The sequence below is a fragment of the Streptomyces sp. NPDC058741 genome (genome assembly GCF_042746715.1).
In the GTDB taxonomy this organism is placed as follows: domain Bacteria; phylum Actinomycetota; class Actinomycetes; order Streptomycetales; family Streptomycetaceae; genus Streptomyces.
On sequence record NZ_JBHYQH010000063.1, the window covers coordinates 1 to 17542 of the forward strand.

At 72.5% G+C, this 17542-nt stretch carries 17 protein-coding genes; 1 reads left to right on the plus strand and 16 read right to left on the minus strand.

Annotation, left to right across the window (positions count from 1 at the left end; all coding sequences use genetic code 11):
* The 16 genes from ACFW6P_RS30065 to ACFW6P_RS30140 form a co-directional block, all read right to left on the minus strand.
* Positions 1-236: flavodoxin-dependent (E)-4-hydroxy-3-methylbut-2-enyl-diphosphate synthase (locus ACFW6P_RS30065; protein ID WP_386359442.1), on the minus strand; the 236-nt coding region annotated here is incomplete at its 3' end.
* Positions 237-240: 4 nt separating this feature from the next.
* A complete protein-coding gene (hpnH, locus tag ACFW6P_RS30070) occupies positions 241-1263 on the minus strand; it encodes an adenosyl-hopene transferase HpnH (RefSeq protein ID WP_386359443.1) in 1023 nt (340 codons plus the stop codon).
* Between the two features lie 5 nt (positions 1264-1268).
* Positions 1269-1910 (minus strand): 1-hydroxy-2-methyl-2-butenyl 4-diphosphate reductase, encoded by a 642-nt coding sequence (locus ACFW6P_RS30075; protein WP_386359444.1) that lies wholly within the window; start codon positions 1908-1910, stop codon positions 1269-1271.
* Positions 1910-3898 carry a squalene--hopene cyclase gene (gene shc / locus ACFW6P_RS30080; RefSeq protein ID WP_386359445.1) on the minus strand — a complete coding sequence of 663 codons (1989 nt, stop codon included), beginning with the start codon at positions 3896-3898 and terminating at the stop codon, positions 1910-1912. Before shc ends, ACFW6P_RS30075 begins: the two co-directional genes overlap by 1 nt.
* A 122-nt stretch (positions 3899-4020) precedes the next feature.
* Positions 4021-5154, minus strand: a complete 1134-nt coding sequence (locus tag ACFW6P_RS30085) for a polyprenyl synthetase family protein (protein WP_386359446.1) — start codon at positions 5152-5154, stop codon at positions 4021-4023.
* Positions 5154-6566 carry a hydroxysqualene dehydroxylase HpnE gene (gene hpnE / locus ACFW6P_RS30090; RefSeq protein WP_386425497.1) on the minus strand — a complete coding sequence of 471 codons (1413 nt, stop codon included), beginning with the start codon at positions 6564-6566 and terminating at the stop codon, positions 5154-5156. Before hpnE ends, ACFW6P_RS30085 begins: the two co-directional genes overlap by 1 nt.
* Positions 6563-6757 (minus strand): DUF6380 family protein, encoded by a 195-nt coding sequence (locus ACFW6P_RS30095; RefSeq protein ID WP_386359463.1) that lies wholly within the window; start codon positions 6755-6757, stop codon positions 6563-6565. Before ACFW6P_RS30095 ends, hpnE begins: the two co-directional genes overlap by 4 nt.
* Before the next feature lie 149 nt (positions 6758-6906).
* Positions 6907-7857: a presqualene diphosphate synthase HpnD gene (hpnD, locus tag ACFW6P_RS30100; protein WP_386359448.1), complete on the minus strand. Its 951-nt coding sequence runs from the start codon at positions 7855-7857 to the stop codon at positions 6907-6909.
* A complete protein-coding gene (gene hpnC / locus ACFW6P_RS30105; protein ID WP_386359449.1) occupies positions 7854-8756 on the minus strand; it encodes a squalene synthase HpnC in 903 nt (300 codons plus the stop codon). The genes hpnD and hpnC overlap by 4 nt, the downstream gene beginning before the upstream one ends.
* 348 nt (positions 8757-9104) lie before the next feature.
* A complete protein-coding gene (locus ACFW6P_RS30110; RefSeq protein ID WP_386359450.1) occupies positions 9105-9884 on the minus strand; it encodes an ABC transporter ATP-binding protein in 780 nt (259 codons plus the stop codon).
* Positions 9877-10806 carry an ABC transporter permease gene (locus ACFW6P_RS30115; protein ID WP_386359451.1) on the minus strand — a complete coding sequence of 310 codons (930 nt, stop codon included), beginning with the start codon at positions 10804-10806 and terminating at the stop codon, positions 9877-9879. Before ACFW6P_RS30115 ends, ACFW6P_RS30110 begins: the two co-directional genes overlap by 8 nt.
* 108 nt (positions 10807-10914) lie before the next feature.
* Positions 10915-11787, minus strand: a complete 873-nt coding sequence (locus tag ACFW6P_RS30120) for a glycosyltransferase family 2 protein (RefSeq protein ID WP_386425500.1) — start codon at positions 11785-11787, stop codon at positions 10915-10917.
* A 5-nt stretch (positions 11788-11792) separates the two neighbouring features.
* Complete coding sequence (locus ACFW6P_RS30125; protein WP_386359452.1) at positions 11793-12572, minus strand: CDP-alcohol phosphatidyltransferase family protein; 780 nt, start codon at positions 12570-12572, stop codon at positions 11793-11795.
* Positions 12550-13611 carry an iron-containing alcohol dehydrogenase family protein gene (locus tag ACFW6P_RS30130; RefSeq protein ID WP_386359453.1) on the minus strand — a complete coding sequence of 354 codons (1062 nt, stop codon included), beginning with the start codon at positions 13609-13611 and terminating at the stop codon, positions 12550-12552. Before ACFW6P_RS30130 ends, ACFW6P_RS30125 begins: the two co-directional genes overlap by 23 nt.
* A complete protein-coding gene (locus tag ACFW6P_RS30135; RefSeq protein ID WP_386359454.1) occupies positions 13599-14351 on the minus strand; it encodes a sugar phosphate nucleotidyltransferase in 753 nt (250 codons plus the stop codon). Before ACFW6P_RS30135 ends, ACFW6P_RS30130 begins: the two co-directional genes overlap by 13 nt.
* Positions 14348-16162 carry a DUF5941 domain-containing protein gene (locus ACFW6P_RS30140; protein ID WP_386359455.1) on the minus strand — a complete coding sequence of 605 codons (1815 nt, stop codon included), beginning with the start codon at positions 16160-16162 and terminating at the stop codon, positions 14348-14350. Before ACFW6P_RS30140 ends, ACFW6P_RS30135 begins: the two co-directional genes overlap by 4 nt.
* Before the next feature lie 278 nt (positions 16163-16440).
* On the opposite strand from ACFW6P_RS30140, the gene galE reads away from it, so the two are divergent.
* A complete protein-coding gene (gene galE / locus ACFW6P_RS30145; RefSeq protein WP_386359456.1) occupies positions 16441-17412 on the plus strand; it encodes a UDP-glucose 4-epimerase GalE in 972 nt (323 codons plus the stop codon).
* The last annotated feature ends 130 nt before the right edge of the window (positions 17413-17542 follow it).

A 17542-nucleotide genomic window follows, 5' to 3' on the forward strand; every position in this document is an offset into this window, starting at 1 on the left:
GCGTCGTCCTGGGTGGGGCAGGCGACGCGGACGATCTGGCAGCCGGACGCGGTCAGTTCGGCGATCTGCTGGAGGGTGGCGCCGATGTCGGAGGTACGCGTCGTGGTCATCGACTGCACCGACACCGGGGCCCCGCCCCCGACCGGCACCGGCCCGACCTGGATGCGGCGCGAGGGGCGCCTCTCGGCGACCGGCCGCACCGGCATCTCGGGCACGCCCAGCGAGATGGCGGTCATGCCATCACTCCCGGTTCCCTGAGACCGTCTCGCGCAGGGCGCGCAGCGACTCCTTCAGCGATCCCATGGTGGCGAGGACGGCGGTGGGCTCGTAGCCGCAGTGCGCCATGCAGTTGGCGCAGCGCGGGTCCTTGCCGCGGCCGTACTTGTCCCAGTCGGTGTCCTCGACCAGCTCGCGGTAGGTCGGGACGTACCCGTCGCTCATCAGGTAGCAGGGCCGCTGCCAGCCGAAGAGCGAGTAGTTGGGGATGGCCCACGCCGTGCAGGGGAAGTCGACCCTGCCCTCCAGGAAGTCCAGGAAGAGCGGTGAGTGGTTGAGCCGCCAGCGCCGCCGGTTGCCGCCCGCGAAGGCCTTCCTGAACAGCTCGCGGGTCTGCTCCACGCCGAGGAAGTGCTCCTGGTCGGGGGCCTTCTCGTAGGCGTAGGCGGGAGAGATCATCATCTCGTCGACCTCGAGGTCGTCGTTGAGGAAGTTCAGCACCTCGATGACGGTCTGCGGGGTGTCGGTGTTGAAGAAGGTCGAGTTGGTGGTGACCCGGAAGCCGCGCCGCTTGGCCTCCTTGATCGCCTCCACGGCCTCGTCGAAGACGCCCTCCTTGGCCACGGACTCGTCGTGCCGCTCGCGCAGCCCGTCGATGTGCACCGCGAAGGCGAAATAGGGAGAGGGCTCGAACGCGTCCATCTTCTTGCGCAGCAGCATGGCGTTGGTGCAGAGGAAGACGTATTTCCGCTTGGCCACCAGCTGGCGCACGATCTCGTCGATCTGCGGGTGCATCAGCGGCTCACCGCCGGCGATCGACACCATCGGGGCGCCGGACTCCATGACCGCCCCCACGGCCTGGGCGACCGGCATCCGCTGCTTGAGCACCCCCGCCGGGTGCTGGATCTTGCCGCATCCCTCGCACTTGAGGTTGCAGGCGAACAACGGCTCCAGCTCCACGATCAGCGGGAACTTGTCCCGCCGCTTGAGCTTCTGTTCAGCCAAGTACGTAGCGACCTTGATGGACTGTCGGAGCGGCATGGCCATCTGGCTCACCTCCTGGGGAGCAGCAAGGAACGGTGCCATTCGAAGAAAGCGGGAAGGACGCAGCGAAGAACGCGGAAAGCCGATATTCCACCGCGCACCGTGCCGATCCGGACGAGTTCATGTTCAGGAGCGTCCACGACCACCCGGACGGCCGCAACCGGGCGCTCGCCCGCGCGCACGGCGCTTCGGAGTGTGACCGCCGACTCCATGTCGACCGCGATCGCTCCGGTCGCGAGCAGATCGGACCGTTCGGGACCCCGTACGACGTGGTCGGAGCCGGTCAGCGGCCCGGTGTGCACGGTGCGCCCGGGCAGGGCCCGCAGCAGCTCCTCCACCAGCAGATCGACCCCGACGCAGGGCGTCGTGCCGCGCGGGTCGCGGGTCTCCTCGGCGACGACCAGGTCCCCGGGGTGCATGCCCGGTGCGAGACCCGCGCAGAAGCCGGTGGCCAGCACGGCGGCGTCGCGCAGCCCGGGACCGGCCAGCACGCGGGTGACGGCCCGCTCGGCCGCCGCCGGGCCCATGCCCGTGCGCAGCACGGTGACCGGCCCTCCGGCCCCGCCCCGGCCGCCCGCGCGCAGGGCGAGCTGCTCGATGCCGAGCGCGCAGGCGATCAGCAGCGGGGCCGGGGCGGGCTGGCCGCTCATCAGCTCCCCTTGGGCCGGCCGGCGAACGGCTCGCCGTGGACGTACCGGCCGAGCGCGGTGAGCGGGAACACCTGCCGGTAGAGGTGGTAGTTGATCGAGAAGTCCCAGGGGAAGCCCGTGCCCGTGAAGTACGGCTCGTCCCAGGAGCCGTCCTCCCGCTGGGTGGCGGCGAGCCATGCGACGCCGCGTTCGACGGCCTCGGAGTCGCGCTCCCCCGCGGCGAGCAGCGCCATCAGCGCCCACGCCGTCTGCGAGGCGGTGGAGGCGCCCCTGCCGCTCCATCCCTCGGCGTCCCGGTAGGAGCGCAGGTCCTCGCCCCAGCCGCCGTCGTCGTTCTGGACCGACTCCAGCCAGACCACGGCCCGGCGGATCGCGGGGTGGGCGGCGGGGATTCCGGCGGCGGCCAGGGCGGGGACGACGGAGCCGGTGCCGTAGACGTAGTTGACGCCCCAGCGGCCGAACCACGAGCCGTTCGGCTCCTGTTCGGCGAGCAGCCACTCGATGCCGCGCCGGGTGCGCGGGTCGTGGGCGAGGCCCTCGGCGGCGAGCATCTCGACGACGTGCGCGGTGACGTCCGCGGAGGGCGGGTCGATCACCTCGCCGAAGTCGCAGAACGGCAGCCGGTTCGGGAAGGGGCTGGTGTTGTCGACGTCGAACGCGGCCCAGGCGCCGTTCCTCGACTGCATGCCGAGGGTCCAGCGCACGCCGCGGCCGATGGCCCGGTCGACCCGCTCCGGTTCGCGGTGGGTGATCCGGCGCAGCGCGAGGATCACCTCGGCGGTGTCGTCGATGTCCGGGTAGTTGTCGTTGTGGAACTCGAACGCCCAGCCCCCGGGCAGCAGTCCGGGCCGGCGCACCGACCAGTCGCCGGGGCGGACGATCTCCTCGCCGAGCATCCAGTCGGCCGCCTTCACCAACTGCGGGTGGTCGGCGGGCAGTCCGGCGTCGGCGAGCGCGATCGCGGCGAGGCAGGTGTCCCACACCGGCGACTGGCAGGCCTCGATCATGCGGGCCCCGTCCTCACGCCACACGGCGAAGCGGTCCAGGGACGCCAGCCCCTCCCGCAGCACGGGGTGCTCCAGGTCGTAGCCGAGCAGGTGCAGGGCGATGATCGAGTAGACGGCCGGGGGCTGGATGCCGCCCCAGCAGCCGTCGTTCTCCTGGCGTTCGATGATCCAGCGGGCGGCGCTGTTCACGGCGGCCCGGCGCAGTCGGCGCGGCGCGACCCTGCGCAGGGCGTGCAGGCCCTTGTCCATCCGTTGGAAGGCCCCGTCCCAACTGAACGGGCTCGCCAGGGGTTCGTGCGGGTTCGGGTGGTCCGGGTCGGTGTGCAGCTCGTCGATCGGGAAGGGCGCCGCGCGCACCGGCCGCTTCGCGGAGACGATCGTCAGCGGGACGATGGTCTGCCGGGCCCAGCAGCCGAAGTCGTAGATGTTGAGCGGCACCCACTTCGGGAAGAAGATGAGCTCCGGCGGCAGTTCGGGCAGGTCCTCCCACTTCCACCAGCCGAACAGGGCCAGCCAGATGCGGGTGAAGACCCGGGCGGCGGCGATGCCGCCCCGCGCGCGGATCCAGGCCGAGGCCCTCGCCATGTGCGGGGCGTCGGGCGCGTCCCCGGCCAGCCGGAGGGCGACGTAGGCCTCGACGGTGGTGGAGAGTTCGCCGGGGCCGCCGTGGAAGGTGGCCCAGGTACCGTCCTCGCGCTGTTCGCCGCGGATGAAGAGGGCGGCGGCCCGTGTGGTCTTCTCGTCGCGGATGCCGAGGAACTGACGGAGCAGCAGGTCCTCGGCGTCCATCGTGACGTTGGTCTCGAGGTCGCCCTTCCACCAGCCCTCGGGGTCCTGGCGGGAGAGCAGGTAGTCGGTGGCGCGCCGTGCGGCGCGGGCGGCGGTTTCGCTCACCCCGGCCGCCCCGGGGGTGTCGGTGTCGCTGGCCGCGGCGGCGCGGGGTGGCAGGGCCCCGGTGCTTCCGCCGGTCGTCGCTGTCATGGCTTCCCCTTCGTGCAGTGGTGCAAGGTGTGCAGCTGCTGTGGGTCCGCCGTCGGCCGGTGCTCCGAGGTCTCCCGCGGCACCGGCCGGCGACTACGCGAGGGCTATTCGGCCGATGGTGATCATCTCTTTCGTACGACGACGAAGTCCGCGAGCGCCGTGAACTGCTCCCGTACCCGGTCGGGCATGTCCACGGCGTCGAGGGCCTCGATGGCGATGGTGTGCTGGCGGCGCGCCTCCTCGGCGGTCCACTCGCGGCCGCCGGCCTCCTCGATGAGGGCGGCACGGGCCGCGAACTCCTCCTCGGAGAAGTTCGCGAAGTCGCTGCTCTTGGCGTCGGCGGCGAGGATCTCGCCGAGCCGCTCGGAGGCCGGGCCGCCCGCGGCGAGCGCGGCGACGACCGGCAGGGACTTCTTGCGCTGGCGAAGATCGCTCCAGGTCTGCTTGCCGGTGGAGACCGGGTCGCCCCAGATGCCGAGGAGGTCGTCGACGGCCTGGAAGGCGAGGCCCAGGCGGTAGCCGTACCGCTCCAGCGCGTCGGCGGTGCGCTCGTCGGCGCCGCCGAGGACCGCGCCGATGGAGCTGGCGCAGGCGAGCAGGGCGCCGGTCTTGTTGCCCTCCATCTCCAGGCACTCCTCGACGCTGACGCGGTCGCGGTGCTCGTAGGAGATGTCCTGGGCCTGGCCGTCGATCAGGGCGCGCGTGGCGGTGGTCAGACGGCGGGTGGCGCGGCCCGCCTCGACGGTGCCGAGTTCGAGGAGGACCTCGTTGGCGAGGGCGAACAGGGCGTCGCCGACCAGGATGGCCTGGGCGGGGCCGTGCACCTTCCAGACCGTGTCGCGGTGGCGGCGCTGCTCGTCGCCGTCCATGAGGTCGTCGTGGAGGAGGGAGAAGTTGTGGACGAGTTCCACCGCGACGGCGCCGGGGACGCCGGTCTCGGGCGCGGCGGACATGACTTCGGCGGACAGCACGGCGAGGGCGGGGCGCACGGCTTTGCCGCCGTCGCCGTCGGCGGGCCTGCCCTGGGCGTCGATCCATCCGAAGTGGTAGGCGGCGACCGTGTCCATGGGAGGTGCCAGGCGGTCGACGGCCGCCCGCAGTACCGGAGTGGCCAGGGTCCGGCCGCGCTCCAGCAGCGCGGTCACGTCCACCGCCTCGGCAGTCCTCGAGGCCGGGGGCACAGTGGGCACAGTCTCTCCTCTTGTTGCGGTACCGGGGGTGCGGGGGCCGCCCGCCGCTTGGTGCCGAGCGGGCATCACGCCGCCTCCTCGAACTCGAAGAGGTGGTGCGGACGGGGCCGGCCCAGGGCGCCCAGCACGGCGTCCGCCGCGCTCACACCACTGCGGACCGCACTCTCCATGGTCGCGGGCCACCCGGTGGCGGTCCACGCTCCGGCCAGGTAGAGGCCGGGTGCCTTGGTGCGGGCGCCGGGCCTGAGGCGGCCGACGCCGGGGGTGGGAGCGAACGTCGCGGTGCGCTCCCGGGTGACGAAGAAGTCCTTCACTCGGGCGTCACGGGCGAGCGGCAGCAGCCGCTCCAGCTCGGGCAGGTACCGCTCGCGCAGCACGGCCACGGGCTCGTCGATCTCGTCCTGGGCGGCCGACTGCGACACGGCGAGGTACTGCCCCGTGCGCAGCCCGGACGCCTCGGTCCGGTCGAAGACCCACTGCAGCGGGCTGCCGAGGGCGGTGACGAACGGCCGGGCGAGCACCGTGCGGTCGTACACCACGTGGACGTTGAGGATCGGCGCGGTGCCGATCTCCAGGAGGCGCTCGGGTGCGTCGAGGGCACCGGCGGGCAGCAGGTCGTGCGCCTCTCGCTGCGGTACGGCGAGGACGACCGCGTCGGCCCGGAGGGTCTCGCCGGGCACCTCGACACTCCACCCGCCGTCCGCGCTCCGGCGGACGTCGGTGACGCGGGTGCGGACCTCGGTGCGCACGCCCTCGGCGTCGAGCGCCTTGCGGGCGAGCCGGTCGTGCAGGTCGCCGAGGGGGACGCCCGCCCAGCCGATGTCGGCCGCGCCCGGGGCGGACAGCAGCCCGGTCCTGAACACCATCGCGGCGAGCGCCAGGGAGGTGTCCCCCGCGACCGCGTTGAGGGTGGCGACCCCGACCAGGTCCCACAGGGCCTCGACGGCGCGCGCCGACTGGCCGTGCGCGGTCAGCCAGCTGCCGAAGTCCCGCGCGTCCAGCGCCGGGTCGGCGGGGTCGAGTCCCTTGAGCGCGAGCGCGGCCCGGCCGACCCGGGCGCGCTCGGCGAGCGACAGGTGCGGATAGGTGGCGAGGCTGCGGCCGAGGTGCAGGGGCACGGGCAGCGCGTCGCGCCGCAGCCTGCCGAGCCGCCGCCCCTCGGGGCGGGCCACGTCCACGACGGGGACGTCGAGCCGGTCCTGCAGCGGGGCCAGTGCCGCGCCCTCGATGCGGTCGAGGAACCAGCGGTAGGCCGTGCAGCAGCGCAGGTAGACGTGCTGTCCGTTGTCGACGGTGAGGTCGCCGCGCCGGAAGGAGAAGGCCAGGCCGCCCAGGCGGGGCCTGCCCTCCAGCAGAGTGACGCGCACTCCGGCGTCGGCGAGCGCGAGCGCGGCGGTGACGCCGGCGAGACCGCCGCCCACCACGACGGTGTGCCGCCCCTCCGCGGCCGGTCCGTGGGACCGCGTGCCGTGGGTCATCGCGCGTCCTCCCCCGCGGCCCGGTCGTGCCGCCCTCGCGGTGCACGGCGGGCCGTCTGAGTCAGGGACGCCGTACCGCGCCGGAGGGTTGGCCGCCGGTCGTCCGTGACGGCGCGGCGGACCCCGATCCCGCGGCGGAGCCCTGCCGCCGGATCCACGCAGGCGGCACGGCCCGGCACCGCGACGGGCATGCGGCACCGCCCCGCGCAGAGTGCCGGCTCGATGCCACGGAGAGCACGCCGCAGCGTGCCCCGCACCGCCTCGCGGCAGCACGGGACGGCACCGCCCCGGCGGGCGGGCACCCGGCCGCCGGTGGTGTCCCCGTGGAGCGATCCGCTGCTCACACCCGCCTCCTGACGGTCCGTCGGGTCACGTGCCGGGCGTCCAGACCGGACAGGCCGCGCACCGCGACGTACGCCTTCTCCCGGCCGGGCAGCGAGACCCGGCCGCGCAGGACGGCCTCCGGGTCGCGCTCGATGCGGTCCAGCAGGCGGCGGTAGATGCCGGCCATGGCGGCGACACAGGCACCGCTGCGCCGGTCGAGCATGGGCAGCAGCCGGTAGCCCTCGGCGAAAAGAGCGCGGGCCCGACGCACTTCGAAGTGCACGAGGCCCGCGAAGTCGGAGCCCTCCGGTGGCCTCGGCCCGCTGAACCCGGCCGAGCAGCCGAACTTGGCGAGGTCGTCGGCGGGCAGGTAGGTGCGGCCGCCCACGGCGTCCTCGCGGACGTCTCTGAGGATGTTGGTGAGCTGGAGCGCGAGTCCGAGCGTGTCGGCGTACTCGGGCGCGCGATCGACGCCGCGCGCCCCCGGTTCGGTCCCGAACACCCCGAGCGAGAGCCGCCCGATGGCGCCCGCCACACAGCGGCAGTAGACCTTCAGGTCGTCCCAGGTCTCGTACGTCTCACCGCGGACGTCCATCTGGACGCCGTCGATGAGCTCGTCCAGGCCGCCCAGGGGGATCGGGAAGTGCGAGGCGGCGTGGGTGAGGGCCACGGCGACGGGGTCGGTGTCGTCGTCGTCGACCGCGCCCCGGCGGATCCGGGTCAGCAGGGCCCGGGTGTCATCCAGCCGGGCGACCTTGACGTCGTCGGCGAGCGCGCCGTCGCCGATGTCGTCGACGCGCCGCGAGAACGCGTACAGCGCCGACATCGCACGCCGCTGGGCCACCGGCAGCAGCCGGATGCCGTAGGCGAAGTTGCGGGCCTGCCGCCCGGTGACGGCCTCGCAGTAGCTGTAGGCGGCGAGTACCGGTGGGGACGCGTGTGGTTCCGACTCCACGGTCCGGATCACCCCTCTCCTCGCAGAGTCGGGCCCACCTCGCGCAGCAGCCGGAGCGTGCCGGGCTTGGGCGGGCCGGGAAGTACGTCGTAGTCGGCGGCGGCGATCGCGCCGACGGCCGCCCTTCCTCCCGCCACGAACCCCGCGAGCAGCAGCTTCAGCCTGCCGCGGACGCTGCCCACCAGGGGTGCGCCCTCGTCGAGCAGGTCCAGGGCGCGCTGCGCTTCGTACGCGACGAGCGCGCGGACCGACGCCCCGGCGGTGTCCGCGGCGAGGTCGGCCTCCTCGACATGGAAGCGCTTCAGGTCGGAGGCGGGCAGGTACACGCGGTCGCGGCCGAGGTCCTCGGCCACGTCCTGGAGGTGCTCGACGATCTGCAGGGCCGTGCAGATCAGGTCGGAGCGGCGGATCCGCTCGGGGGTCGAGGTGCCGGTGACGGCGAGGACGAGACGGCCGACGGGGTTGGCGGACAGCTTGCAGTAGGCGAGCAGGTCGTCGTAGGTCTCGTAGCGGCGGACCAGCTGGTCCTGGCGGTTGGCGGCGATCAGGCCGAGGAACGGCTCGGGCGTCAGGGCGCACCGGCGGACGACCGGCTGGAGGCGGCGCAGCAGGGGGTGGCGGGGTGTGGAGCCGAAGACCCGGCGCAGGTCGGTCTCGAAGGCGTCCAGCAGGACCAGCCGGTCCTGGCCCTCGTCGGGCGGGACGCCGAGCAGGCGGGCGTCGGCGCCGCCGGGGGCCAGGTCGCCGTCGCCGATGTCGTCGACCAGGCGGGCGAAGCCGTAGACGGCCATGAGGTCGGCGCGCCAGGCCCGGGGCAGGAAGAAGGGGGCCACGGGGAAGTTCTCACCCGCGGCCTTGTCGAGGGTGGCGCGCTCCGGGTCGAGGGCGCGCGCCGTGCCGGTTCCCGTCACCGCCGGCCGCCCGGAGCGGGGACGGCACGTGCTGCGTGGAGCTGGGGAGTTTCCGTAGCCATCGCCGTCACATCTCCCGTTCTACACTGCCGACCCAATACGCACTATTTCGGACACGCCGCCCAGCCGTCCGCTCGATGCCCCGACGGGCGGTGTCGCGCATTATTGCCATGATTGCCGTGTTTCGGGACCGGTACAGCTTACGTTGTACAACGCACCGGGGTTTGTCAGGGTGTCCCCACCCCACGAGAACACACCGATCGGCCCCAAGGTTCCTGACACGGGCCGGAGTTGACGCTTCCTTTGCGGACGCGGGGCCCCGCCGGAACAGTCCCGCCGGGGCCTCGGCTACTTGCCGGTGAACTTCTCGTACTCCTTGAGCACCTCGTCGGTCGGGCCGTCCATGCGCAGTTCACCGCGCTCCAGCCACAGCACGCGGTTGCAGGTGTCGCGGATGGACTTGTTGTTGTGGCTGACCAGAAACACCGTGCCGGCCTCCTTGCGCAGCTCCCGGATGCGGTCCTCGGAGCGCTTCTGGAACTTGCGGTCGCCGGTGGCGAGGGCCTCGTCGATCATCAGCACGTCGTGGTCCTTGGCGGCCGCGATGGAGAAGCGGAGCCGGGCCGCCATGCCGGAGGAGTAGGTGCGCATGGGCAGCGTGATGAAGTCGCCCTTCTCGTTGATGCCGGAGAAGTCGACGATGTCCTGGTAGCGGGCCTTGATCTCCTCGCGCGACATGCCCATCGCGAGCCCGCCCAATATGACGTTGCGCTCACCGGTGAGGTCGTTCATCAGGGCGGCGTTGACGCCGAGCAGCGAGGGCTGGCCGTCGGTGTAGACCTTGCCGCTCTCGGCGGGCAGCAGGCCCGCGATGGCGCGCAGCAGGGTCGACTTGCCGGAGCCGTTGGAGCCGATCAGGCCGATGGCCTCACCGCGGTAGGCGACGAAGGAGACACCTCGCACGGCGTGCACCTTGCGCACGCCCCGCTCCTCGCCGCGCTTCAGGATGCGGCTGAGGGCCGCGGTGGCGCTGCCCTTGCCGGACTTGGCGCCGTTGACGCGGTAGACGATGTGCAACTCGTCCGCGATGACGGTGGGGATGTTCCCGTCCTGCTTCTGCTCAGCCACGGCCGTACCTCTCCTCCGCCTTCCAGAAGTACACGAAGCCGCCGACGGCGAACAGCACGGCCCAGCCGGCCGCGACCGCCCACACGTGGTCGGGCAGGTAGCGCGAGCCGTAGTCGTCGATCAGCGCGAAGCGCATCAGGTCCATGTAGATCGCGGCCGGGTTCCACTGCAGGACGTTCGCGATCCAGGCCGGCTTGTCCGCCAGGAGGATCGGGATGGAGAACATCACGCCGGACGCGTACATCCAGGTCCGCATCACGAACGGCATCAGCTGCGCGAGGTCGGGGGTCTTGGCGCCCGCCCGGGCCATGATCAGCGCGAGGCCGGTGTTGAAGCAGAACTGCAGAACGAGCACCGGCACGATCAGCAGCCAGGACAGGTCCGGGTAGTGGCCGAAACCGACCGCGATGACGAACAGCACGATCATCGAGAACAGCAGCTGCTGGAGCTGCTGCAGCGCGAAGGAGACCGGCAGCGAGGCTCGCGGGAAGTGCAGGGCGCGGACCAGGCCGAGGTTGCCGGAGATCGCGCGCACGCCCGCCATCACCGAGCTCTGCGTGAAGGTGAACACGAACACGCCCGTGACCAGGAACGGGATGTACACCTCGCGGGACATGCCCCGGTCGGCCTCCAGCAACAGGCCGAAGATGAAGAAGTACACCGCCGCGTTCAGCAGCGGCGTGGCCACCTGCCACAGCTGGCCGAGCTTGGCCTGGCTGTACTGGGCGGTCAGCTTGGCGCGGGAGAAGGCGAGGATGAAGTGCCGCCGGTCCCAGAGCTGACGGACGTACTCGATGAGGGAGGGCCGGGCGCCGCTCACGCTCAGCCCGTGCTTGGCGGCGAGTTCCCTCGCCGTGAGGCCCTCGTCGGGCGCCGCGGGCGCGCTCACCGCGACCGTGGCGTCGTGCGTTGTCTCACTCACTGGTGGAAACTTTCGTCTTCGAGATACGCGGCCTGTACGGGCCGGCATGAGCCGGGGCCAGGGTACGGCCCCCTCGGACACTCCCGGGAACTCCCGGACACGAGCTTGTCAGATGACGGGGGGCCGGCCCAGACGGGTCAGCCGCCACACCGTACGCCACTTCATGGGCCGGCGTGTGCCGCAGGGGGTGGTCCAGCCCTCGCGGAATCCGCCGAACCAGGCCCGCAGGGCGGGGCGGGAGGGGCGGCGGAGGAGGGTCAGCAGCAGCCACACGCCGAGGTAGACCGGGACGAGGGGCGCGGGGAGGTTGCGGCGGGCCAGCCAGACGCGGTTGCGGGCGACCATGCGGTGGTAGACGGCGTGCCGCGAGGGGGCGGTCGTCGGGTGGTACAGCACCATGTCGGACCGGTAGTCGATCAGCCAGCCGGCGTCGAGGGCCCGCCAGGCCAGGTCGGTCTCCTCGTGGGCGTAGAAGAACTCGTCCGGGAGTCCGCCGACGTCGGCGAAGACGCGCGTGCGTACGGCGTTGGCGCCGCCGAGGAAGGTGGTGACCCGGGAGGAGCGCATCGGGTCGGCGGCGCGCAGCCGGGGCACGTGCCGGCGCTGGGTGACGCCGGTCTCGGGGTCGGCTATGCGGAAGCTCACGATCCCGAGCGCCGGGTCGGACTCGAAGGCCTTGCGGCACAGCTCGGCGGTGTCGTGCCGGGCGAGGAGGCCGTCGTCGTCGAGGAAGAGCAGGATGTCGACGTCCCGGCCGGCCGGGCCGAAGGCCTCGATACCGACGTTGCGGCCGCCGGGGATGCCGAGGTTCTCGGGAAGCTCGATGGTGCGCACGCCCTCGGGGACGTCGGGGACGGGCGAGCCGTTGCCGACGACGACCACCTCGACCGGGTAGCCGTCCTGCTGGGCGACGGAGTCGAGCAGGGCCCGCAGCTCGGCGGGGCGGTTGCCCATGGTGATGATGACGGCGCCGACCTTCATGCCGCTCACTTCAGCCTGCTGGAGGCGAGGATCGACACCAGGTGCAGCAGCGTCTGCACCAGGGCGATGCCGGCGAGCACCGCCACGCCGAGGCGGGTGAAGAACAGGTCGCCGCGGATCTGGTCGGCGATCGCCAGGGCCAGGATCAGCAGGGAGGCCTCGATGCCGAGGATGAGGCGGTGGAACTTCAGGGCCGCTGCGGCCTTGCGGGCCAGCGCCATGCCGGAGGAGCGCATCTCGGCGGCGGCCTCCTGGACGGGGGGCTTGCCGGCCTGGTGGCGGGCGACGCCGACCAGGTCGGTCTCGGCCTTGATCAGGATGGCGCCGAGGGCGGCCAGGGTGCCGAGGAAGGCCCACAGCCAGTCGATGCGGCCGCTGCCCCACAGGTCGGCGGCGCGCAGGCCGAAGCCGGTGAGCACGGCGGCGTCGGTGAGGTAGGCGCCGACGCGGTCCAGGTAGACGCCGTTGAGCGAGTACTGCTTCTTCCAGCGCGCGATCTCGCCGTCGACGCAGTCCAGCAGCAGGTACATCTGGACGCAGACCACGCCGAGCACGGCGCCCGTGATCCCCGGCACGAGCAGTGCCGGGGCCGCGAGTACACCGAAGACGGTCATCAGGTACGTGAGCTGGTTGGGCGTGACCGTGGTGTTCACCAGGTAGCGGTCGACCCGCAGGGACACCTCACGCATGTAGAGGCGTCCCATCCAGTGCTCACCGCTGCGCCGGTCCTTCACCCCTGCGGGGTGAACGACGGGGCGGAGTTCAGCTACCGATGGCCTTGACATAGTCGGTGTAGGTGTCCTTGATCTGTTCGGGGTTCAGGTCGAGGTGTTCGAGAATGGTGTAGCGGCCGGGCCGGGTCTCCGGGGCGAACTCGACGGCCTTGACGAACTCGTCCGTGCTGAAGCCGATCTCGTCCGCCAGCACCGGCAGTCCGTGCCGGCGCAGCACCTCGGCCATGTACGCCGACTCCTCGTGCGCCCCGCGCATCCACATGGCGAAGGCCGCGCCGAGTCCGCACTGCTCGCCGTGGGCGGCGGCCCGTTTGGGGTAGAGCAGGTCGAAAGCGTGGTTGATCTCGTGGCACGCCCCGGAGGAGGGCCGCGAGTCGCCCGACACGGACATGGCGATGCCGCTGAGGACCAGTGCCTCGGAGAGCACCTGGAGGAACTCGTTGTCCCCGATGCCGCCCGGGTGCCGCAGCACGGCCTCGCCTGCCTGGCGGGCCATGGCCGCTGCGAGGCCGTCGATCCGCTCGCCCTTGACGCGGTTGGCCAGCTCCCAGTCGGCGATCGCCGAGATGTTGGAGATGGCGTCGCCGATGCCGGCGCGGACGTAGCGGACGGGGGCCTCGCGGATCACGTCCAGGTCGATGACGACCGCGATCGGGTTCGGCACGCCGTAGGAGCCGCGGCCCGCGTCGTTGTCCAGGGTGGCGACCGGCGAGCACAGGCCGTCGTGCGCGAGGTTCGTGGGCACGGCGACCAGGGGCAGGCCGACCCGGGCCGCGGCGAACTTGGCGCAGTCGATGATCTTGCCGCCGCCGAGGCCGACGACCGCGTCGTAGTGGCCGGCCTTGATGTCGCTCGCCAGCCGGATCGCGTCGTCGAGGGTGCCGCCGCCGACCTCGTACCAGGTGGCGCCGGGCATGCTCGGCGTGATGCGCTCGCGCAGCTTGGCGCCGGAGCCGCCGCTGACGGCGACGGCGAGGCGGCCGGAGTGCGAGATGCGCTCGTCGGCGAGCACGCACGCGAGGTCGTCGAGGGCACCCGGGCGGATGTCGACGACGAGCGGCGAGGGGATGAGCCGCGTCAGTACCGGCATGCGATGTCCCGTCCCCGTGCGAGGTCGTCGTGGTTGTCGATCTCGACCCACTGGACGTCGCCGATCGGCGCCACGTCGATACGGAAGCCGCGGTTGACGAGCTCCTGGTAGCCGTGCTCGTAGAACTGCTGCGGGTCGGTCTCCCAGACGGCCTTGAGCGCGTCGGCCAGCTCGGGGGCGGCGTCGCCCTCGATCAGGGTGACGCCGATGTACTCGCCGGAGGCCTCGGCGGGGTCCATCAGCTTGGTGATCTTCGTCATGCCCTTGGCGGGGTCGACGACGACCTTCATCTCCTCGTCGGCGAGCTGCTTGACCGTGTCGACGGCGAGGATGATCTTCTTGCCGTCGCCGCGGGCGGCGAGCAGCGTCTTCTCGACGGAGACGGGGTGGACGGTGTCGCCGTTGGCGAGGATCACGCCGTCCTTGAGGGCGTCACGGCCGCACCACAGGGAGTAGGCGTTGTTCCACTCCTCGGCCTTGTCGTTGTCGATCAGGGTGAGCTCGAGGCCGTACGTGGCCTCCAGCGCTTCCTTGCGCGCGTACACGGCCTCCTTGCGGTAGCCGACGATGACCGCTGCTTCGGTGAGGCCGATCTCGGCGAAGTTGCCGAGGGTCAGGTCGAGGACCGTGGGCTCGCCCTCTATGCCCGCGGGGCCCACCGGCACCAGTGCCTTGGGCAGGGTGTCCGTGTAGGGGCGCAGACGCCGGCCGGCGCCGGCCGCAAGCACGAGGCCGATCATGCGGTTTCTCCTTCATCGTGTACGGCGGGCGCGCCACCCTTGTGGGCGGCGACCCAGAAGCGGATGCTCTCGGCGAGCACCACGAGGGCCACGGCCACGGCGACAACCGTGAGCGCGACCGTGAACTGCGAGGCGGTGAGCAGAGCGGCGAGGAGGGTGACGAGCAGCGTCCGTCCCTCGTGCCCCCCGATGGAACGCACCAGCCAGGCGGGGGGCGCTCCGGCGTTGCCGCGGATGCGGTACACCGTGTCGTAGTGATGGTAGGCGACCGCCGCCACCAGCCCGAACGCCGCCGGAAGGGCTCCGTCCGCGTCCGCCTTGGCGGCCAGGACGAGGACGGTTCCGTACTCCGCGGCGCGGAAGAGGGGCGGGACGAGCCAGTCGAGGGCGCCCTTGAGGGGCGGCGCGACGGCAGCGGCCGAGGTGAGCGCGTACAGGCCGGCCGCCGCGACGGGCAGCGCGCTGCCGTACGGCTCCAGGGCCGCCGCCAGGACGAGCAGGGCCGCGCCGGGCAGGGCGATCAGGAACCGGGAGCCGAACGGCTCCCTGGCCGGCAGTCTGCCCAAGACCCGCGCCAGGCCCCCGGCGAGCGGACCGCTGTCCGCCAGGTCGGCCAGGGCCGCGGCGGCCCGGTCGGTCCGCCGGGCCTTGCGGGTCAGGGAGCGCAGCACCCGGCCCGCCGTGGTGTAGGCGGCCGCGAAGGCGCAGCCGACGAGCAGCGCGTAGAAGGTGATGCGGGGGGTGGTGAGCGCGGTGAGGAGCGCGATCATCGCCCAGCGTTCGCCGATGGGCAGGACGATCATGCGACGCACCCAGACGGTCCAGCCGACGCTGTCGAGCCTGTCGGAGAGGGCGGCGGTGGGGCTGGTGTTGGCGGTGGCGTCGTGGTTGGCCTCGTTGAAGGAGAAGTCCACGACGTGCCGGCAGGTCTGCAGGACCATGGCGCCCAGGGCCAGGGCCCAGACGTCGTCGCCGCCGCGGGCGGCGCCGAGGGCGAGCCCGGCGTAGTAGGCGTACTCCTTGGCCCGGTCGAACGTGGCGTCGAGCCAGGCGCCGAGCGTGGAGTACTGCAGGGAGTAGCGGGCGAGCTGGCCGTCGGTGCAGTCCAGCACGAAGGAGGCGACGAGCAGCACGCCGGCCGCGACGAAGCCGCCCCGGGTGCCGGTGGCCGCGCAGGCCGCCGCTATGAGGGCGGTGAGCAGGGAGGCCGTGGTGACCTGGTTCGGGGTCAGGCCGCGGCGGGCGCACCAGCGGGCGAGGTACTTCGAGTACGGGCTGATGCAGAAGGTGGTGAAGAAGCCGTCGCGGGACTTCACGGCCGACTTCAGGCGCACGGCCTCGTCGTCGACGTCCGACACGGCCTGCCGGGCCTCGTTGCGGGCCTGGGGCTCGGCGGGGACAGCGGCGACGAGGCTGCCCAGCTCGGGGCGGTGCACGTCGGTGCCGTCGGCGTCCAGGGCGGTGAGGACGCGGTAGGCGAGGCTGTCGACCAGGGTGGTGCCGCCGCCCGCGGAGTTCTCACGGGCCATCGCCCGGGTCAGGGCCTGGCGGCCGGCCGGGCGGGCGGTGACGGCTCCGGGGATCGCGGCCACCGGGAAGCGGGGATCGGTGAGGCCGAGGCGCAGGGCGTGCACGTGCCCCACGAACCGGGCGTCGACCAGCGCGACCCGCTCGTCGGCCGGGACCTCTGCGAGCAGGGCCTCGGCCTCGGCGGCATCGGTCGCGACCCGGACGTCGAATCCGAGGGACCGCAGATCACCCTCGATCGACGATCCCGGGACCGGCTGACCGGTGAGGATGGCGGTCGACAACCGAATTCACTCCCTGGATACCGGCGTGCGGCGCCGGTGCTGTACGTGATGGGGGCGGCCGCACCGGCGACTGCCCGGGCGGCATGTCGGCAGAGGTTATCGGATGCGCGGAAGGCCGCGTTCACCGCCCGTTGGGCGGATGGTTCGACGGAGTTCGCACATGCCCTTGCCGCGGTCATCATCGGGGATCCGGGGGCCGCCCCACAAACCGCGGCTTCCACACCGGACATCGGGGACATTGTGTCGGCCCGGGTGCCGGGCGCATAGGGTGGGCGACCATGACTTGGCTGATCACCGGCGGGGCCGGCTACATCGGGGCCCATGTGGCCAGGGCCATGACCGAGGCCGGGGAGCGCGTCCTCGCCCTGGACGACCTCTCGGCCGGCGTGCCCGCGCGGCTGCCGTCCGGCGTCCCGTTGATCCAGGGCTCGTCGCTGGACGGGGAGCTGCTGAAGCGGGTGTTCGCGGAGCACTCCGTGACGGGGGTGGTGCATCTCGCGGCCCGCAAGCAGGTCGCCGAGTCCGTCGCGCAGCCCACGCGGTACTACCGGGAGAACGTCGGGGGTCTGGCGACCCTGCTCGACGCGGTCGCCGAGGCCGGGATCGGGCGCTTCGTCTTCTCCTCCTCGGCGGCGGTGTACGGCGATCCGGGGGTGGACCTCATCACGGAGGACACGCCCTGCGCGCCGGTGAACCCGTACGGCGAGACCAAGCTCGCCGGGGAGTGGCTGGTGCGGGCGGCGGGCCGGGCGCACGGGATCTCCACCGTCTGCCTGCGCTACTTCAACGTGGCGGGCGCGGCCGCGCCGGAGCTGGCCGACACGGGCGTGTTCAACATCGTCCCGATGGTCTTCGACCGGCTGACCCGGGACGAGGCGCCGCGGATCTTCGGTGACGACTACCCCACCCCGGACGGCACCTGCGTCCGGGACTACATCCACGTCGCCGACCTGGCCGAGGCCCACCTCGCCGCGGCCCGGCGGCTCGCGGAGGGCGGCGTCACGGGGGATCTGACGGTCAACGCCGGCCGCGGGGAGGGCGTCTCGGTGCGCGAGCTGATCACCGTCATCGGTGAGGTCACCGGCGACCGGCGACCGCCGCTCGTCGAGGGGCGCCGCCCCGGGGACGCCCCGCGCGCGGTCGCCTCCGCGGCGCGGGCCGCTGCCGAACTCGGCTGGACCGCCCGCCGCGGGGTGCGCGAGATGACGGAGTCGGCGTGGCGGGGCTGGCGGCTGCACCACGGCCTCTGACGCCTCGCCCTGCCCTGACCTGCGGATCGTTTACGCAGGTCAGGGCAGATGACAACGGTGTTCACTGCCGCGTTGCGGATACCCCCTCCCCGTAGTTCACTGGGGTGCCCGGGCACGAGGAGACGGACGG

What these genes read in the sequence shown, in the direction of transcription:
- ACFW6P_RS30095 (WP_386359463.1), bottom strand. Translation starts at nt 6,757, where the DNA reads ATGCCCGTCGCGGTGCCGGGCCGTGCCGCCTGCGTGGATCCGGCGGCA.
- hpnE (WP_386425497.1), bottom strand. Translation starts at nt 6,566, where the DNA reads ATGACCCACGGCACGCGGTCCCACGGACCGGCCGCGGAGGGGCGGCAC.
- ACFW6P_RS30085 (WP_386359446.1), bottom strand. Translation starts at nt 5,154, where the DNA reads ATGCCCGCTCGGCACCAAGCGGCGGGCGGCCCCCGCACCCCCGGTACC.
- galE (WP_386359456.1), top strand. Translation starts at nt 16,441, where the DNA reads ATGACTTGGCTGATCACCGGCGGGGCCGGCTACATCGGGGCCCATGTG.
- ACFW6P_RS30130 (WP_386359453.1), bottom strand. Translation starts at nt 13,611, where the DNA reads ATGCCGGTACTGACGCGGCTCATCCCCTCGCCGCTCGTCGTCGACATC.
- ACFW6P_RS30120 (WP_386425500.1), bottom strand. Translation starts at nt 11,787, where the DNA reads ATGAAGGTCGGCGCCGTCATCATCACCATGGGCAACCGCCCCGCCGAG.
- ACFW6P_RS30075 (WP_386359444.1), bottom strand. Translation starts at nt 1,910, where the DNA reads ATGAGCGGCCAGCCCGCCCCGGCCCCGCTGCTGATCGCCTGCGCGCTC.
- ACFW6P_RS30125 (WP_386359452.1), bottom strand. Translation starts at nt 12,572, where the DNA reads ATGTCAAGGCCATCGGTAGCTGAACTCCGCCCCGTCGTTCACCCCGCA.
- shc (WP_386359445.1), bottom strand. Translation starts at nt 3,898, where the DNA reads ATGACAGCGACGACCGGCGGAAGCACCGGGGCCCTGCCACCCCGCGCC.
- hpnH (WP_386359443.1), bottom strand. Translation starts at nt 1,263, where the DNA reads ATGGCCATGCCGCTCCGACAGTCCATCAAGGTCGCTACGTACTTGGCT.
- ACFW6P_RS30135 (WP_386359454.1), bottom strand. Translation starts at nt 14,351, where the DNA reads ATGATCGGCCTCGTGCTTGCGGCCGGCGCCGGCCGGCGTCTGCGCCCC.